17 protein-coding genes are annotated in these 16,233 nt (G+C 61.4%); 9 read left to right on the top strand and 8 right to left on the bottom strand.

Translation table 11 applies throughout. From position 1 onward, the window contains the following. Position 1: 1 nt before the first annotated feature. The 4 genes from BI292_RS14360 to BI292_RS14345 are packed head-to-tail and all read right to left on the bottom strand — an operon-like array spanning position 2 to position 3,012. Positions 2–727 carry a DUF484 family protein gene (locus BI292_RS14360; protein ID WP_101208233.1) on the bottom strand — a complete coding sequence of 242 codons (726 nt, stop codon included), beginning with the start codon at positions 725–727 and terminating at the stop codon, positions 2–4. A 13-nt stretch (positions 728–740) separates the two neighbouring features. Further along, positions 741–1,571, bottom strand: coding sequence for a diaminopimelate epimerase (dapF, locus tag BI292_RS14355; RefSeq protein ID WP_092276322.1), 831 nt, complete (start codon positions 1,569–1,571; stop codon positions 741–743). A 4-nt stretch (positions 1,572–1,575) separates the two neighbouring features. Beyond that, a complete protein-coding gene (gene lysA, locus BI292_RS14350) occupies positions 1,576–2,823 on the bottom strand; it encodes a diaminopimelate decarboxylase (RefSeq protein ID WP_101208232.1) in 1,248 nt (415 codons plus the stop codon). Positions 2,824–2,835: 12 nt separating this feature from the next. Next, positions 2,836–3,012, bottom strand: coding sequence for a lipoprotein (locus BI292_RS14345; protein WP_092276328.1), 177 nt, complete (start codon positions 3,010–3,012; stop codon positions 2,836–2,838). Between the two features lie 314 nt (positions 3,013–3,326). On the opposite strand from BI292_RS14345, the gene cyaY reads away from it, so the two are divergent. The 3 genes from cyaY to rnk all read left to right on the top strand — a co-directional run bounded on the left by cyaY (position 3,327) and on the right by rnk (position 4,574). After that, a complete protein-coding gene (cyaY, locus tag BI292_RS14340) occupies positions 3,327–3,659 on the top strand; it encodes an iron donor protein CyaY (RefSeq protein WP_101208231.1) in 333 nt (110 codons plus the stop codon). 4 nt (positions 3,660–3,663) lie between these two features. Next, positions 3,664–3,882, top strand: a complete 219-nt coding sequence (locus BI292_RS14335) for a DUF1289 domain-containing protein (RefSeq protein WP_101208230.1) — start codon at positions 3,664–3,666, stop codon at positions 3,880–3,882. 281 nt (positions 3,883–4,163) lie between these two features. Next, positions 4,164–4,574 (top strand): nucleoside diphosphate kinase regulator, encoded by a 411-nt coding sequence (gene rnk / locus BI292_RS14330; protein ID WP_092276339.1) that lies wholly within the window; start codon positions 4,164–4,166, stop codon positions 4,572–4,574. Between the two features lie 4 nt (positions 4,575–4,578). On the opposite strand, the gene BI292_RS14325 is transcribed toward rnk, so the two are convergent. From BI292_RS14325 to BI292_RS14315, 3 genes are all read right to left on the bottom strand, one after another. Then, positions 4,579–7,437 carry a class I adenylate cyclase gene (locus BI292_RS14325; protein WP_101208229.1) on the bottom strand — a complete coding sequence of 953 codons (2,859 nt, stop codon included), beginning with the start codon at positions 7,435–7,437 and terminating at the stop codon, positions 4,579–4,581. Between the two features lie 180 nt (positions 7,438–7,617). Further along, the gene (locus BI292_RS14320) at positions 7,618–7,863 is read right to left on the bottom strand and encodes a TIGR02647 family protein (RefSeq protein WP_092276346.1); all 246 of its coding nucleotides are present in this window, start codon (positions 7,861–7,863) and stop codon (positions 7,618–7,620) included. A gap of 257 nt (positions 7,864–8,120) precedes the next feature. Next, the gene (locus tag BI292_RS14315; protein WP_092276352.1) at positions 8,121–8,405 is read right to left on the bottom strand and encodes a hypothetical protein; all 285 of its coding nucleotides are present in this window, start codon (positions 8,403–8,405) and stop codon (positions 8,121–8,123) included. A gap of 124 nt (positions 8,406–8,529) precedes the next feature. Between BI292_RS14315 and BI292_RS14310 the strand changes: the two genes are divergently transcribed. Further along, positions 8,530–9,189, top strand: a complete 660-nt coding sequence (locus tag BI292_RS14310; protein WP_101208228.1) for a glutathione S-transferase family protein — start codon at positions 8,530–8,532, stop codon at positions 9,187–9,189. Between the two features lie 112 nt (positions 9,190–9,301). Here the strand turns inward: BI292_RS14310 and argH are convergent, their stop codons facing one another. Further along, positions 9,302–10,696, bottom strand: a complete 1,395-nt coding sequence (gene argH / locus BI292_RS14305) for an argininosuccinate lyase (protein WP_092276358.1) — start codon at positions 10,694–10,696, stop codon at positions 9,302–9,304. 508 nt (positions 10,697–11,204) lie between these two features. Between argH and BI292_RS14300 the strand changes: the two genes are divergently transcribed. The 5 genes from BI292_RS14300 (at position 11,205) to BI292_RS14280 (ending at position 16,201) form a co-directional block, all read left to right on the top strand. Next, entirely contained in the window at positions 11,205–11,951 is a 747-nt protein-coding gene (locus BI292_RS14300; RefSeq protein WP_101208227.1) for a LytTR family DNA-binding domain-containing protein, read from the top strand. 138 nt (positions 11,952–12,089) lie between these two features. After that, a complete protein-coding gene (hemC, locus tag BI292_RS14295; RefSeq protein ID WP_101208226.1) occupies positions 12,090–13,031 on the top strand; it encodes a hydroxymethylbilane synthase in 942 nt (313 codons plus the stop codon). Beyond that, a complete protein-coding gene (locus tag BI292_RS14290) occupies positions 13,028–13,795 on the top strand; it encodes a uroporphyrinogen-III synthase (RefSeq protein WP_101208225.1) in 768 nt (255 codons plus the stop codon). The genes hemC and BI292_RS14290 overlap by 4 nt, the downstream gene beginning before the upstream one ends. 16 nt (positions 13,796–13,811) lie before the next feature. Beyond that, a complete protein-coding gene (locus tag BI292_RS14285; RefSeq protein ID WP_101208224.1) occupies positions 13,812–14,966 on the top strand; it encodes a uroporphyrinogen-III C-methyltransferase in 1,155 nt (384 codons plus the stop codon). After that, positions 14,963–16,201, top strand: coding sequence for a heme biosynthesis protein HemY (locus BI292_RS14280; RefSeq protein WP_101208223.1), 1,239 nt, complete (start codon positions 14,963–14,965; stop codon positions 16,199–16,201). The genes BI292_RS14285 and BI292_RS14280 overlap by 4 nt, the downstream gene beginning before the upstream one ends. Positions 16,202–16,233: the final 32 nt, after the last annotated feature.

The following is a 16,233-nucleotide window of genomic DNA, read 5'->3' as shown; positions in this document are numbered from 1 at the left end:
ATCAGCGTACCGAGCGTAGCGAGTTGTTGACCCGTGGCAGCACGCGGCCCATGACTTCGGCGATGTAGCTCAAAAACAGCGTGCCGACCGAGCTTTTGTAGTGCTGCGGATCGCGGCTGGCTATGGCCAGGATGCCGTGGATGCCTTGATGGCTGATCGCGACGACGGCGGTCGAACCGATCTGCTTGCGCTGTTCTTCGCCGAACAAAAAGTCCAGCTCATGCTCGCGCAGGCTGCCGCTGACGCTTTTGTCTTCCGAGAGCAGCCCGCCGATCGCGGTTTGCGCTTCGGCGTGGGTGACCCAGCGGCCGACCGGCATCGGGTTGTCGCCGAGCAGAATCAGGCTGACAAAAGGCACCTGGAAGTCCTGGCGCAAGCTGTCTTCGACGCTGATGACCACGTCTTCGAGGCTGGCGGCGTCCATCAGCGAAAGGATCAGGCGTCGGGTTTTGTCGAAGAGGCGGTCGTTGTCGCGCGCAACGTCCATCAGGTGCGAAAGACGATGGCGCAGCTCGATATTGCGGTCGCGCAGGATGGTCATCTGGCGTTCCACCAGCGACACGGTGTCGCCGCGCTGGTGGGGAATGCGCAACGCCGGGAGCAGTTCTTCGTGCTCGACGAAGAAATCCGGATGAGCCTCCAGGTACGCGGCAATCGCCGCCGCCTCAAGGCTTTCGGAAGAGGATTCGTCGGGCTGTCGGGCGGGAACCTGGGGCTTATCTTTCATGGATTTGGCTCTCTCAAAGACGTACTTGTCCTTCGTATACACGCACTGCCGGCCCGGTCATCACGACCGGGTGGCCTGGGCCTGCCCATTCAATGGACAGACGCCCGCCGGGCAGGTCGATCAAAAGCGGCGAATCCATCCACCCCTGGCTGATCGCAGCCACTGCTGCAGCGCAGGCGCCGGTGCCGCAGGCCTGGGTTTCCCCGGCCCCGCGTTCCCACACGCGCAACTGCGCACGGTTGCGGTCGATGACCTGGAGGAAACCGACATTGACCCGCGCCGGGAAGCGCGGATGGTGTTCGATTTTGCGCCCCAGTTCATGCACTGGCGCGTTGTTGATGTCGCTGACCCGCAAGACCGCGTGCGGGTTGCCCATCGACACGGCAGCCAGTTCGACCACGTTGCCGTCGACTTCGAGCTGATAGCTCAAGGCCTGGCTTTCGGCTTCGAACGGGATATCGGCCGGCACCAGGCGCGGTGCGCCCATGTCGACACTGATCTGGCCGTCGCTGCGGATATCCAGTTCGATAATGCCGCTTTTGGTCTCGACGCGGATCTGCCGTTTTGCGGTCAGGCGCTTATCGAGCACGAAGCGCGCGAAGCAGCGCGCACCGTTGCCGCACTGCTCCACTTCGGAACCGTCGGAGTTGAAGATCCGGTAACGGAAATCCACGTCCGGGTTGCTCGGTGCTTCGACGAGCAGCAACTGGTCAAAACCGATGCCGGTGTGCCGATCGCCCCATTGCTTGGCGTGCTTGGGCAAAATGTGCGCGTGCTGGCTGACCAGGTCGAGGACCATGAAGTCATTGCCCAGGCCGTGCATCTTGGTAAAACGCAGCAGCATGGTTTTACTCCGGCAGCAGGCTTTCGCCAGCGAACAACTCGGCTACCGTCTCACGGCGACGCACTTCAAATGCCTGATCACCGTCCACCAACACCTCGGCGGTACGCCCGCGCGTGTTGTAGTTGGAGCTCATGACAAACCCGTAGGCGCCGGCCGAATGAATCGCCAGCAGATCGCCTTCTTCCAGCGCCAACTCGCGTTCCTTGGCGAGGAAGTCGCCGGTTTCGCAGATCGGCCCGACGATGTCGTATGGGCGCGCGGCGCTGTCGCGCGGGCGCACTGGCGTGACGTCCATCCAGGCCTGGTACAGCGCCGGGCGGATCAGGTCGTTCATGGCCGCATCGACGATGGCGAAGTCTTTGTATTCGGTGTGCTTGAGGTACTCGACCTGGGTCAGCAGCACGCCGGCATTGGCGACGATGAAGCGGCCCGGTTCGAACAGCAGCGTCAGGTCGCGACCGTCGCAGCGCTCGCGCACGGCTTTGATGTAGTCGGCCACCAGCGGCGGCTCTTCATCGCGATAACGCACGCCGACGCCGCCACCGAGGTCGATGTGGCGCAGGTAAATGCCGCATTCGCCAAGACGATCGATCAAGCCGAGCAGGCGATCGAGCGCATCGAGGAACGGTGGCAGGGTGGTCAGTTGCGAGCCAATGTGGCAATCGACGCCCAGCACTTCCAGGTTCGGCAGTTGCGCGGCGCGGATGTACACGTCTTCGGCGTCGGCAATGGCGATGCCGAACTTGTTCTCTTTGAGACCGGTGGAAATGTACGGGTGGGTGCCGGCATCGACGTCCGGGTTGACGCGCAGCGAGATCGGCGCGCGAACGCCGAGTTCGGCGGCGACCACTTGCAGGCGTTCGAGCTCGTCGGTGGATTCGACGTTGAAGCAGTGCACGCCGACTTCGAGGGCGCGGCGCATGTCGTCGCGGGACTTGCCGACGCCGGAGAAAACGATTTTGTCGGCGCTGCCGCCAGCCGCCAGGACGCGTTCCAGTTCACCACGCGAGACGATGTCGAAGCCGGCGCCGAGGCGGGCCAGGACATTCAGCACGCCAAGGTTGGAGTTGGCCTTGACCGCAAAACACACCAGGTGCGGCACGCCGGCCAGCGCGTCGGCATAGGCCAGGTACTGGGCTTGGATGTGGGCGCGCGAGTAGACGTAAGTCGGCGTGCCAAAGCGTTCGGCGATGGCGGACAGGGCCACGCCTTCCGCGAACAGCTCACCGTCACGGTAGTTAAAAGCGTCCATGGCGTTCCCTTATTATTGGTAGACGTCGTGCTTGTGTGCTTTGGAAGCAGGCTGTTTTTGCGACGATTTGGCCTGTTCGACAGGGTCCTGGTCGTCATCTGGCAGGTACAGCGGGCCTTTTTGACCACAGGCCGACACAAGGCAAGCAACCGCGACGAGCGCAGCAAGGGAAGAGATCAGGCGCTTCATGGCGAAATCCTTGAAAATGCGTTAATTGCGCCGGAGTATACCGGCCACCCGGCAGCTTGCCTATGTAACGCCGCTCCCGTCCGGCGGGCCTTGTGACAATGCAGGTCAGCCAAGTGCAATCCCTGTGGGAGCAAGCTTGCTCGCGATGGCGTAGTGTCAGGCACCATTGATGTTGAATATGATGGCTTCATCGCGAGCAGGCTCGCTGCCACAGGTTTCGTGGTTGCCCTTGGTCGTTATCCTTTGCATTCACTGGGGCTCGCCCGTATCTTGCGGCGCTTGAGCGTGATCAGACACTTTTTGAGGTTCCTGCAATGAGTTTGACCGAAGCCCGTTTCCACGATCTGGTCGATGCCACCCAGCAGTCGTTGGAGGATATTTTCGATGAGAGTGATCTGGATATTGATCTGGAGAGTTCGGCCGGTGTGCTGACGGTGAAGTTCGAGAATGGCAGTCAGTTGATTTTCAGTCGGCAGGAGCCGTTGCGGCAGTTGTGGCTGGCGGCGGTGTCTGGTGGTTTTCACTTCGATTATGACGAGGAGAGTGAGCGCTGGATGTGTGACAAGAGTGAGGAGCAGTTGGGCGAGATGCTTGAGCGCATCGTCGAGCAGCAGGCGGGCGTGAAACTCGATTTCGAAGGTCTGTGAAACCGTGACTCAGCCTGCACCGCTTCGTCCGCCCAAGCCGCTCTACAGCAACATCAGCCCGGCGGTGCCTTCGCCTTGCAGCGGCGTGTGCCGGCTCGATGAACAGAAGGTTTGCCAAGGGTGTTTTCGCCATGTCGAAGACATCCGCGAATGGCGCTCGGCCGACGACGATCGTCGTCGGGTGATCTGCGCCCAGGCGGCTGACCGCAAAGCCCTGGCATAAGAGCTTTTGTGGCGAGGGGGCTTTTCGGAATGCCGCACCACCCCGCTGGGTCGCGAAGCGGGCTTAAAAGCTCACGACTGCTTCGCAGCCGAACGGGGGCTAGCCCCCTCGCCACAGGGTTTACCCCCACACGGCTAATGCGCCCCTTGCCCTCACTTGTTTATTTATTGTGCTGTGATAGTGTCCGGGAACGCCTCAACTCATCGAGGCTCGTGAAAACCCCGCCTTTTTCTGGCGGGGTTTTGCTTTTTTTGTGCAGAAGAAAGGAGTCTGCCTGGATCATGACTGTACCTTCCATCACCCTTACCCGTCTGGACGTGCAACGTCTGGAGCGCCTGATTGACAGCCTGGATGACACGCTGCCGGGCGTTATCGCGCTGCAAACCGAGTTGGATCGCGCCGATACTCTGGTCGGTCACGATGAAGTGCCCGCGGATGTCGTGACCATGAATTCCCGTGTGCACTGCCGCGAAGAAGGCAGTGGCAAGGATTACCACCTGACTCTGGTTTATCCCAAGGATGCCAATGCCGACGAAGGCAAGATTTCCATTCTGGCGCCGGTCGGCAGTGCGTTGCTCGGGCTGAAAGTCGGCCAGCACATTGACTGGCCAGCACCGGGTGGCAAGACGTTGAAGCTCACCCTGCTGGAAGTTGAATCGCAGCCTGCCAATGGCGGCGACTTTCCGGAGTAAGCGTTCAGACCTGCTCGAGTGCCTCGTTCAGGGCGCGCTCCAGGTCGGCCTTGTAGCGTAGATACAAATTGCTCGAACTCTGCCCATCACCGAGCAGCCCCGACAGGTCGAGGTCGGTGATGTAGCAGCGGTAACGTTCTGTTTCGCGGCGTTGTTCGATGATTTCCCGGGCGACCACGGTAAACAGCTGATCGCCATACTCCAGTTCCGAAAACTCCCGCTGATTGCAATACAACGTCACCTGCACCTGTCCCGGTGCGGCTTTGCCGATGATTGCCTGGACGTCGTAGAACGCCTTGTCGGCCTGGGTTTGCGGCGCGGGGCGCGGTTCGACTCGGCGGGCGCGGCCGGGGCCGGATGGCAATAACTGGTAATACAAAGTGTCGAGGCTCGACGGCTGGGCGGCGTCCATCGGCAGCAGGGCTTCGCGGCGATAGAGGATCGATTGCAGGAAGCGTTGCAGCGGCACCAACAGGCTTTGTTCATCGTGGTACGGCAGGCGTTGTTGCCACAGCGCGTTGAATTCATCCAGCACGTACAAATCGGCCTGTTGCTCGGTGATCCGGTAGAACACCTGGATGCATTCGGGTTGGCCCATCGGCAGCAGCAACGCGATGTCCTGTTCTTCGAGGGCCATCGGGTCGAGGTGCAGCGGGCTGTAGCTCGCCAGTTCTTCGCCAAGGTAATCGAACAGCGCCGGCAGGGTGGCGAGGGCAATGTGGTTGACCTGGCCGGGGATCAATTCGAGCACGTGGTAATGCTGCTGGACCTGAATCAGATAGCGATGATTGAGTTTGCTCAGTAGCAGGTTCTGCGCGGTATCGAGGATTTCCTCGACGCGGCGGGCGATGAATTGCGCGCGGTTGTGGCAGAAGCAGCGCACCTGTAAACGCACCTGCGAGCGTTGCTGCAACGGACTTTTCGGCAAATTGTTGAGGTGATCGCGGACGCAATCGAGCAGCGCATGGGCGCCGTCGTAGCGGCTGACCAGCACTTCGTTCCAGCTATTGAGGGTGACTTGATCGAGCGTCAGCACCAGATTTTCGCGCACGCCGGCGTAGCTCAGCGAGTCGGTGCGTTCGGTGGTCATCAGGATGTTGAGGTCGCGATGGTGCTTGAGCGGATCGACGCCGACGTTCACCAGAATCAGCACTTCGCTCGGCACGCTGGGGCGCAACAGCGCGTCTTCGGCGACGCTGGTAAGGGGCAGGGCGATGGTTTGTTGCAGGCTGCCGAGCAGGTTGAACAGTTCGAATTCGCTCAAATCGCTGGTGCCGGGGTGCAGCGCCAGGCGGGTGCTGCTGTCGATCACGCCGTTGCGGTGGCACCAGGTCAGCAGTTCGAGCAATTCGCGGCTGCGTTTGATCGGCGCAAAATGCTCCCACTCATGCGCGGTCAGGCTGCCGTTGTACAAACCCCATTGCGTCTGGCCCGGTTCTTTCTTGTTCGGCGCTTGCACCAGCGTCAAGGTGTCTTCGGCCAAATCCGGGGCGATGCCCGGGTTGATGAATTCGACCTTGTCGGCCTTGCGCTCGAACGCCGCGTACAGGCGCCGACCGAGCACGTTGAGGTCGCGTTTATTGATCAGGCTGACGGTTTGTTCGGTGCGGGCGAATTGGGTCAGGAAGCGGTAGCTGTAATTCAGTTCGCTGACCAGCGCCCGGCGTTCGCTGCCGACCTGACGGACTTTCCACTGGCTGCGGCTATCTAGCAACGCCAGGTGCCGCTGGTCCCACTGCCATTCGCTGGCCAGGCGTTCGAGTAATGAACGCTGCCAGCTCTGCGTGCGGCTGTTGCCGGCGGTGAGTTTGCGATTGACCTTCAGGTACAGCGCGCGGCGCACGACTTCGAGGCGCTCGGGTTCGTTACGCGCAGTCAGGTATTCCTCGATGCGCCGGTAAACCACGATGTACGGGTCCAGCTCGTCGAGGTCGAGCTGGTTGGCAAACACCGCTTGTTTGAAGCGCAGGCTCAGGCATTGGACCTGCGGATGTTCGCTGGCGTAGACCTCGATCAGCAGCAGTTTGAGCACGGATTTGTACGGCGATTCGATGCCCTTGAACAACTGCCAGAGCCCGGCGCCGATGAATTCTCCCGGCGGAATGTGCGCCAGATTGCCCAGGTCGAGGGTTTCGTCGGCGCGGATAAAACGTTTGGACACCAGCGTGTGGGTGTACTCGCTGTAGCTCGCCTCTTCGTAGACCGGCACCAGCCACCAGATCGGCGTGCGCCCGGCGAGCCAGATTGCGGTGCGATAGAACTCATCGAGCAGCAGATAGTGCTGAGTGGTGCCGCAGTCTTCCGAGCTCAATTGCGTATCGCGTTCACCGCGAACAAATCGGCTCGGGTCAATCAGAAAGAAGTGCGCCTCGGCGCCCTGACTGGCGGCCCAGACTTCGAGCAACTGACATTTTTTGCGCAGCTCGGAGAGTTCGCTTTCGTTCAGGTCCGGGCCGTGGCACACCCACACGTCCATGTCGCTCTGGTCCGCCTGCGCGAGGGTGCCGAGGCTGCCCATCAGGAACAGTCCGAGAATCGGTCGCGGCGGATTGCTGCCGTGGCGCGGCTTGTAGGAAAACGAGCGGGTCAGGCGTTGGGCTTCGGTGAGGGTGTTGGCGTCAGGCTCGTAATTCGACAGCCCGGCCGGCGTGCTGCCGGACACATAACCCGGCAGCAGCGGGTGATTGACGTGGAAAAACAGTGGCAGCAGGGTCAGAACCGCTTGTTGGCGCGTCGACAACCCTTCCATCGCCCGGGCCAGGCGGCCTTCATTGAGTTTGAGAAAACGTGCGCGCAGCTGGCTGAGAACCTTGCGGTCGATTCCCTCGTCCAGATCGGGGCGGATTTCATGGGTGCGGGTCATGTCAGCTCAAACCGGCTCGCGAAGCTCGGACGTGGGGTCTGCGGATGAGGGGCAGTTTAGCGCCTCGGCCCCGGGAGTTTTAAGCTGAATTTGATTTTTGACGCCAGATTTCCAGCGAGCGGCATCAGTTGGCCCGCGGAAATCCCTTAGCAGGGGTTTCCGTGGGCGAAACGCTGAGGCTCAGGCTGTTTCTTCGACGCTCAGAATGGTCAGGACGGTTTGCACATTTTGCGCAGCGTCACGACCCAGGCTGGTCAGGTAACCGCCGTCGGGCTGGTCGATCAGTTCTTTTTCATGCAGGCGTTTGGCGGCGGCAATGTGTTTCGGGGCAGCGGTCTGATGAATTTTCAAACCTTCCTGGGAACTGTCCAGGTTGAAGAGGGCAAGGACTTCCAGTTCGGCAACCAACTCAGGGGTAAGCGACATAAGGACTCCAGACTTTCTAGGAATTGGACGACAGCGCCCCTAAGGTGAGCCCACTCGTGCGGCATGTCCAGTGCTTGCATCAGGGTTTTTTCGCCTTGGGAAGCAATCCCCGGCAGCGGGGTGCGTACCAGTGTAGACAGGGTCTGGAAGAACGGCGCAGATGTTACTTGTAGGAGCGAGGCTTGCCCGCGAAGCTTTTGGCGTTATCGAGGACGCCTTCGCGGGCAAGCCTCGCTCCTACAGGGGGCGGGGCGTGTTTAGTTCTTCTCTGGCGGCAATTCTGGCAGCGCGCGCAGGGCTGTTTCGTACCATTCGGTATTGAACGCGCGGTCTTCTTCGAGGATCGCGTCGATTTCCACTGCCAATACGTGGGCCATCAGGCTGAGGATTTCTTCGCGCTCGTAACCCACCAGAGTCAGCTTGTTGAAGGTCGCTTTGGCCGCTGGCGGGTTGTCGCTTTCGATCTGGTTTTCAATCGCTTCGATCAGCGTGTTCTCGGCGAATTCTTCTTCGTCGCTATCGATGTCAGTCGGCTCGCTCATGGCAGGCTCCTCAAGGTAAGGCGCGCAGTTTACCTGCATTCAGCGCCGTGATGCTGCTGGCAAGAAACGCCCCGGCCATCTATAAACACGCACTGCCCACCCCGCACGGCCTGGAGGCTTCGTGATGCTCAAGCTTTATGGATTTTCCGTCAGCAACTACTACAACATGGTCAAACTGGCGCTGCTGGAGAAGGGACTGCCGTTCGAAGAAGTGCTGTTTTACCCGGCAGCCACCGCGGAGGCGCTAGCCATCAGCCCGCGCGGCAAAGTACCGGTGCTCGGCGTCGATCAGGGTTTTGTCAACGAAACCAGCGTGATCCTCGAATACCTCGAACACAGCCAGACAGGCACGCCGCTGCTGCCCAGCGATCCCTTCGAGCGCGCGCAAACGCTGGCGCTGGCCAAGGAAATCGAGCTGTACATCGAACTGCCGGGCCGCGCCTGTTATGGCGAAGCATTCTTCGGCTCGCCAGTGCCGGACGCGATCAAGGACAAGAGCAAATCCGAGTTGCTGCTGGGTTTTGCGTCGTTGGGCAGGCACGGCAAATTCGCCCCGTATGTGGCGGGCGACCGGCTGAGCATTGCCGATCTGTACTTTCTCTACAGCGTGCCGCTGGCCTGTGCGGTGGGGCAGAAGCTGTTCGGGATTGATCTGTTGGCCGAGATGCCGGCGGCGAAGGCGTTGCTGGAACGGCTGGAGCAGAATCCGCATGTGCAGCGGATTGCGGCGGACAAGGACGCGGCCATGCCAGGGTTTATGGCGATGATTGCGGCCAAGAAATAAGGATTTGTAGCGCTCCTGCGAATGTCATCGCGGGCAAGCCTTGCTCCCACAGATTCGTGTTGATTTAAATATCAACGCAGTCCTGTAGGAGCGAGGCTTGCCCGCGAAGCCTTTAACGGCTGGCGAGCAACGCCTGACCGCGCGCCACAGCCTGCTTGACCTGCGCCGGCGCAGTCCCGCCGATGTGGTCACGGGCATTCACCGAGCCTTCCAGCGTCAGCACCGCAAACACGTCCTGATCGATCTGATCGCTGAATTTGCGCAGCTCTTCCAGGCTCATTTCCGCCAGGTCCTTGCCGCTTTCCACGCCGTACTTCACCGCGTGGCCGACGATCTCGTGGCAATCACGGAACGGCAGACCACGGCGCACCAGATAGTCGGCGAGGTCGGTGGCGGTGGAGAAACCACGCAACGCCGCTTCGCGCATCATCGCGTGCTTGGGTTTGATCGCCGGGATCATGTCGGCAAACGCGCGCAGCGAGTCGCGCAACGTGTCGGCGGCGTCGAACAGCGGTTCCTTGTCTTCCTGATTGTCCTTGTTGTAGGCCAATGGCTGGCCCTTCATCAAGGTCAGCAGGCCCATCAACGCGCCGAACACGCGACCGGTCTTGCCGCGCACCAGCTCTGGCACATCGGGGTTTTTCTTTTGCGGCATGATCGAGCTGCCGGTGCAGAAACGGTCCGGCAGATCGATGAACTGGAATTGCGCGCTGGTCCACAGCACCAGCTCTTCGGAGAAGCGCGACAAGTGCATCATCGCGATGCTCGCGGCCGAGCAGAACTCGATAGCAAAGTCACGATCCGAGACGTTATCCAGCGAGTTGCCGCCGACGGCGTCGAAGCCCAGCAGTTGCGCGGTGTATTCGCGGTCGATCGGGTAGGTAGTGCCGGCCAGCGCGGCGCTGCCCAGTGGCATGCGGTTGGTGCGCTTGCGGCAATCGACCAGGCGCTCGTAGTCGCGGCTGAGCATTTCGAACCAGGCCAGCATGTGATGGCCGAAGGTCACCGGTTGCGCGGTTTGCAGGTGAGTGAAGCCGGGCATGATGCTGCCAGCCTCGCGCTCGGCCTGTTCCAGCAAGCCTTTTTGCAGGCGGGTGATTTCGGCGAGGATCAGGTCAATCTCGTCACGCAGCCACAGGCGAATGTCGGTGGCGACCTGGTCGTTACGGCTGCGCCCGGTGTGGAGTTTTTTGCCGGTCACGCCGATGCGATCGGTCAGGCGCGCCTCGATGTTCATGTGCACGTCTTCGAGGTCGATGCGCCAGTCGAACTGGCCGGCTTCGATTTCGCCCTGAATGGTTTTCAGGCCGTCGCTGATGCTGTCGCGTTCGGCATCGGTCAGCACGCCGACCTTGGCCAGCATAGTGGCGTGGGCGATCGAGCCCATGATGTCGTGGCGATACAGGCGCTGGTCGAAAGTGACGGAGGCGGTGAAGCGGGCGACGAAGGCGTCGACGGGTTCACTGAAGCGGCCGCCCCAGGACTGATTGGTCTTGTCAGTGCTCATGAATTCGCTCGTATCGGCTTGAAGAAAGTTGGCGTTTTACGCTGGGGCGGATAATAACAGGGTTGCCAATCCTGTCGTTGACGCTGGTCGCGACGTTTTTTTCTCATGTGCGGGGCCATACTCGGGCAACGCCGGCGGTTAATGCGCAACGATATTTTTCAATTGAGCAATATCGCGCCGGCAACCGTCTACAGTTGGACAGTAGGAACAGCGCACTTCTGTGCGCTGGCGCTGCCTATAAAAAAAGGGGGGTGTTCATGGTGTGTATCAGCAAACCCTACGGCGATGCCTCGGCCAGGTTTAACCGCAATGCCTCGGCCAGCTCTTGCGGCAGTGCCTTGCCAGCGCGAGCCTGGGCCGCCAAACGCCCGGCAGTGGAAAATTTAGCCGCCGGTCTCGCGGCACTTTTTAGCCCTCGCGCCAGTCTTAGCGTGGATCGCGGTGACGGATGTCACTTCACCTGTCTACGCTATCCTTGTGCGAGACTCACGCAGGAATCCAGCGCAATATGAATGTCCTGATCGTTGATGACGAACCCCTAGCCCGCGAGCGCCTGAGCCGAATGGTCGGTGAACTCGAGGGATACAGTGTCATGGAGCCCGGAGCCACGAACGGCGAAGAGGCGTTGGCGCTGATCGACAGCCATAGACCGGATATCGTGCTGCTCGATATCCGCATGCCGGGCCTCGACGGCCTGCAAGTGGCTGCCCGATTGTGCGAACGCGAAACCCCGCCAGCCGTGGTTTTTTGCACCGGCCCTGACGATTTTGCCGAAGAGGCGATGCAAGCCAGCGGCGTGGTTTACCTGGTCAAACCGGTGCGCGCCGAGGCGTTGCTCGAAGCCTTGAAGAAGGCCGAGCGCCCTAACCGCGTGCAACTTGCTGCCCTCACGCGTCCCGCCGCCGAAACCGGTAGCGGCCCACGCAGCCACATCAGTGCGCGGACCCGCAAAGGCATCGAGCTGATCCCGCTGGGTCAGGTGGTTTACTTCATTGCCGACCACAAATACGTGACCTTGCGCCACGAGGGCGGCGAAGTGCTGCTGGATGAACCGCTGAAGGCGCTTGAAGACGAATTCGGCGACCGCTTCGTGCGCATCCACCGCAACGCGCTGGTCGCCCGCGAGCGCATCGAACGCCTGCAGCGCACGCCACTGGGGCATTTTCAGTTGTTCCTCAAAGGCCTGAACGGCGATGCGTTGATCGTCAGCCGTCGTCATGTGGCCGGTGTGCGCAAAATGATGCAACAGCTTTAATCCGCCAGTCTCAGGCGGATTTCACACAAGATTGCCGGACGTTGAGGGCCAGGGAGGCCGCGCAGTTCCTGATACAAGTCAAAGTGGATTTGGCTGAGCTGTTATTATCCGCCGTATCTATTCAGTACGGATTGATCCATGTCCTCTCGCGAAATCCGCATCGCCACCCGTAAAAGTGCGCTGGCCCTCTGGCAGGCCGAATACGTCAAAACTCGCCTCGAACAAGCCCATCCCGGCCTGTCGGTGACGCTGGTGCCCATGGTCAGTCGCGGCGACAAGCTGCTCGACTCGCCACTGTCGAAAATCGGCGGCAAGGGCCTGTTCGTCAAGGAACTGGAAACCGCGCTGCTCGAAAACGAAGCCGACATCGCCGTGCACTCGATGAAAGACGTGCCGATGGACTTCCCTGAAGGCCTCGGTCTGTTCTGCATCTGCGAACGCGAAGACCCGCGCGACGCCTTCGTTTCCAACACTTACGCCAGCCTCGAAGAACTGCCTGAAGGCAGCATCGTCGGGACGTCGAGCCTGCGCCGTCAGGCCCAGTTGCTGACACGTCGGCCAGACCTGGAAATCCGCTTCCTGCGCGGCAACGTCAATACTCGCCTGGCCAAGCTGGATGCCGGCGAGTACGACGCGATTATCCTCGCCGCCGCCGGTTTGATCCGTCTCGGCTTCGAAGACCGCATCACCTCGGCGATCAGCGTCGACGACAGCCTGCCGGCCGGTGGCCAAGGCGCGGTGGGCATCGAATGTCGCAGTGCCGACACGCGAATCCACGCCTTGCTGGCGCCGCTGCATCACCACGACACTGCCACCCGAGTCATCGCCGAACGCGCCCTGAACAAACACCTGAATGGCGGCTGCCAAGTACCGATCGCCTGCTACGCCGTGCTCGAAGGCGAGCAAATCTGGTTGCGTGGTCTGGTCGGTGATCCGAGCGGCGGCCTGCTGCTCAGCGCCGAGGCCCGTGCGCCGCGCGGCTCTGCCGAATCGCTGGGTGTGCAGGTTGCCGAAGACCTGCTCAACCAAGGCGCCGGCGACATTCTCAACGCGGTTTACGGCGAGGCAGGTCACGAGTGAGCGGCTGGCGCCTGCTGCTGACGCGCCCCGCCGATGAGTCGGCGGCGCTGTGCAGCGTGTTGGCCGAACAGGGGGTTTTCAGCACTTGCCTGCCGCTTTTGGAGATCGAGCCGCTGGCCGCCTCTGACACAATGCGCGCGGTGATCGGCGAGCTGGAGCGCTTTTGTGCGGTGATCGTGGTCAGCAAGCCTGCCGCGCGGATCGGCATCGATCTGCTCAAGCAGCAATGGCCGCAGCCACCGTCGTCGAAATGGTTCACTGTGGGCGCCGCGACTGCGCAAATTCTTGAAGATTTCGGCCTCGATGTGAGCTGCCCGGCGCAGGGCGATGACAGTGAAGCCTTGCTTGAACTGGCGCCATTGCGCGAGGCTGTTGCCCGGCCTGATCCGCGCGTGTTGATCATGCGCGGGGAGGGCGGGCGCGAGTTGCTCGCTGAGCGTTTGCGTGAGCTTGGTGCTAGTGTCGAGTATCTGGAGTTGTACCGCCGCTGCTTGCCGCACTATGCGCCGGCCGAGCTGCCCGCGCGTATCGAAGCGGAACGCTTGAACGGGCTGGTGGTCAGCAGTGGACAGGGTTTTGAGCACCTGCATCAATTGGCGGGCGATGCCTGGCCGCAATTGGCGCAGTTGCCGTTGTTTGTTCCAAGCCCAAGGGTCGCCGAGCTGGCACGTGCCGCCGGGGCCCAAACAGTTGTGGATTGTCGTGGCGCGAATGCCACGGCTTTGCTGACGGCGTTACGGGAGCAACCCGTACCCGTTCTCTAATGCAAAGGATGGATACGTGAGCGAAACAGCCTTGCCTAAAGATGATGTGCAACCCGTGCTGAACAAGCCGGTTGAACCGCCAGTTGAAACTGGCCCGCCTGCTGCCGTGCAGCGTCGAGGCAATGGACTGGCCATCGTCGCCCTGTTGCTGGGCGCCGCCGGGGTCGCCGTGGGCGGTTGGGGAGTCTGGCAGGTGCGTCACCTGCAAGCCAATAATCAACAGCAGCTCAGCCAGGTCCAGGCGCTGAACGATACGGCGCAAAGCCTCAAGCTCAATGACCAGCGCCTGACCTCGCGCCTCGAGCAACTACCCGCCGCTGAAGAACTGGATGCGCGCAGCCGTCTGGTGACGCAACTGCAGGGCGATCAGCAGCGCTTGAATCAACGCCTGGAAACCGTCCTCGGCGCCAGCCGCAAGGATTGGCGTCTGGCCGAGGCCGAGCATTTGTTGCGTCTGGCCAGCCTGCGTCTGTCCGCGTTGCAGGACATCAGCAGCGCTCAGGCGCTGGTGCAGGGCGCGGACGAAATCCTCCGTGAACAGAACGATCCAGGTTCCTTTGCCGCTCGCGAGCAAGTGGCGAAAACCCTGGTGGCGTTGCGCAGCACCGAGCAACCGGACCGCACCGGGCTGTTTCTGCGATTGGGTGCCCTGCGCGATCAAGTGATCAACCTCACCGAGCTCGCGCCGGAGTACAAGGACCGTGGCGAATCGCTGCTGGGCCTGACCGCCGATGCGGATGGTTCGAGTCGTTGGGCGCAGTGGTGGGATCAGATTTCGCATTACATTCGCATCGATTTCAACGCTGACAAAAATGTCCGTCCGCTGCTGGCCGGGCAGAGTCTGAGCCAGGTGCGTCTGGCCCTGAGCCTGGCGCTGGAGCAGGCGCAGTGGGCCGCGCTCAATGGTCAGGCGCCGGTGTATACCCAGGCGCTGGCCGAGGCGCGCGATGTGCTCAAGGGCAATTTCAATCCGGATAACCCGCAAAGCAAAGTCATGCTTGAGCAGGTTGGCGAGTTGAGCAAAGAGCCGGTCACCGTGGTCACGCCAGACTTGGCGGGCACGCTCAGCGCAGTTCAGGGTTATCTGGAGCGGCGCAATGTCAACGCCGAGGAATCGATCAAACCGCTGGCCAAACCTGACGCGAGCGCCGCGCAGGAGGCGACGCCATGAAACGCCTTTATGTGATCCTGTTTCTGGTGATCGCGGCCGCTGCGGCGCTGGGGCTGGCGATTGCCGAGCACTCCGGTTACGTGCTGATCGCCTACAAGAGCTTTCGCTTCGAATCGAGCCTGTGGGCGACCCTGGCATTGGTCGCGGTGCTGTGGCTGGTGGTCTGGGGCATCAAGGTGTTGATCGGACTGGTGACGACCTCGGGTGGCGTGGTCAATCCATGGTCGCGGCGCAACCGCAGCCGCCGGGTGCAAGTGGCGATCGAACATGGGCAGATGGACCTCGCCGAGGGTCGTTGGGCGAGTGCTCAGCGTCACCTGCATCGTGCCGCCGAAGCCGAGCGTCAACCGCTGCTGTACTACCTCGGCGCAGCGCGCGCGGCCAATGAATTGGGTCATTACGACGAGAGCGACAGCCTGCTCGAGCGCGCTCTGGAGCGCCAACCTCAAGCCGAATTGGCGATTGCCTTGAGTCACGCACAGTTGCAGACCGATCGCGGTGACACCGAGGGTGCGCTGGCAACCCTGCAAACCATGCACGAACGCCATCCGCACAATGCGCAAACGTTGCGTCAGTTGCAGCGATTGCATCAGCAGCGCGGCGACTGGTCGGCGGTGATTCGTTTGCTCCCGGAACTGCGCAAGGACAAGGTTTTACCTGCGGCGGAACTGGCTGAGCTGGAGCGTCGCGCGTGGGGCGAAAATCTTAGCCTGGCGGCGCACAGCGAAGAGGACGGTTCCGTCGGTTTGCAGTCGCTGACCCGTGCCTGGCAGCAACTGACCAATGCTCAGCGCCAAGAGCCACAACTGGTTTTGGCCTACGCCGAGCAATTGCGCCAGTTGGGCGCGCAGGTCGAGGCCGAAGAAGTGCTGCGCACGGCGCTCAAGCGCAACTACGACAGCCACCTCGCGCGTCTTTACGGCTTGGTGCGTGGCAGCGATCCGTCGCGGCAACTGCAAACGGCTGAAGGCTGGCTCAAGGATCATCCGGGCGATGCGAGCCTGCTGCTGACGCTGGGCCGTTTGTGCCTGCAAAGCAGTTTGTGGGGCAAGGCGCGGGATTATCTGGAAAGCAGCCTGCGCGTGCAGCGTAATCCGGAAGCTTGCGCCGAACTGGCGCGGTTGCTGGCGCAACTGGGCGATACCGAGCGCAGCAATCAGTTGTTCCAGGAAGGCTTGGGTTTGTTGGATGAACGCTTGCTGGCCGCGCCACTGCCGGTCCCGGCTCGGGTCTGACTCAAGACCGCCCGTTGCCCTTTGTAGCAGCT

Source organism: Pseudomonas sp. 43NM1, assembly GCF_002836905.1.
In the GTDB taxonomy this organism is placed as follows: Bacteria; Pseudomonadota; Gammaproteobacteria; order Pseudomonadales; family Pseudomonadaceae; genus Aquipseudomonas; species Aquipseudomonas prosekii.
The sequence above is the reverse complement of the archived record's forward strand: the minus strand, read 5'-3'. Positions and strand labels throughout refer to the sequence as shown.

What these genes read in the sequence shown, in the direction of transcription:
- BI292_RS14360 (WP_101208233.1), bottom strand. Translation starts at nt 727, where the DNA reads ATGAAAGATAAGCCCCAGGTTCCCGCCCGACAGCCCGACGAATCCTCT.
- dapF (WP_092276322.1), bottom strand. Translation starts at nt 1,571, where the DNA reads ATGCTGCTGCGTTTTACCAAGATGCACGGCCTGGGCAATGACTTCATG.
- lysA (WP_101208232.1), bottom strand. Translation starts at nt 2,823, where the DNA reads ATGGACGCTTTTAACTACCGTGACGGTGAGCTGTTCGCGGAAGGCGTG.
- BI292_RS14345 (WP_092276328.1), bottom strand. Translation starts at nt 3,012, where the DNA reads ATGAAGCGCCTGATCTCTTCCCTTGCTGCGCTCGTCGCGGTTGCTTGC.
- cyaY (WP_101208231.1), top strand. Translation starts at nt 3,327, where the DNA reads ATGAGTTTGACCGAAGCCCGTTTCCACGATCTGGTCGATGCCACCCAG.
- rnk (WP_092276339.1), top strand. Translation starts at nt 4,164, where the DNA reads ATGACTGTACCTTCCATCACCCTTACCCGTCTGGACGTGCAACGTCTG.
- BI292_RS14325 (WP_101208229.1), bottom strand. Translation starts at nt 7,437, where the DNA reads ATGACCCGCACCCATGAAATCCGCCCCGATCTGGACGAGGGAATCGAC.
- BI292_RS14320 (WP_092276346.1), bottom strand. Translation starts at nt 7,863, where the DNA reads ATGTCGCTTACCCCTGAGTTGGTTGCCGAACTGGAAGTCCTTGCCCTC.
- BI292_RS14315 (WP_092276352.1), bottom strand. Translation starts at nt 8,405, where the DNA reads ATGAGCGAGCCGACTGACATCGATAGCGACGAAGAAGAATTCGCCGAG.
- BI292_RS14310 (WP_101208228.1), top strand. Translation starts at nt 8,530, where the DNA reads ATGCTCAAGCTTTATGGATTTTCCGTCAGCAACTACTACAACATGGTC.
- argH (WP_092276358.1), bottom strand. Translation starts at nt 10,696, where the DNA reads ATGAGCACTGACAAGACCAATCAGTCCTGGGGCGGCCGCTTCAGTGAA.
- BI292_RS14300 (WP_101208227.1), top strand. Translation starts at nt 11,205, where the DNA reads ATGAATGTCCTGATCGTTGATGACGAACCCCTAGCCCGCGAGCGCCTG.
- hemC (WP_101208226.1), top strand. Translation starts at nt 12,090, where the DNA reads ATGTCCTCTCGCGAAATCCGCATCGCCACCCGTAAAAGTGCGCTGGCC.
- BI292_RS14280 (WP_101208223.1), top strand. Translation starts at nt 14,963, where the DNA reads ATGAAACGCCTTTATGTGATCCTGTTTCTGGTGATCGCGGCCGCTGCG.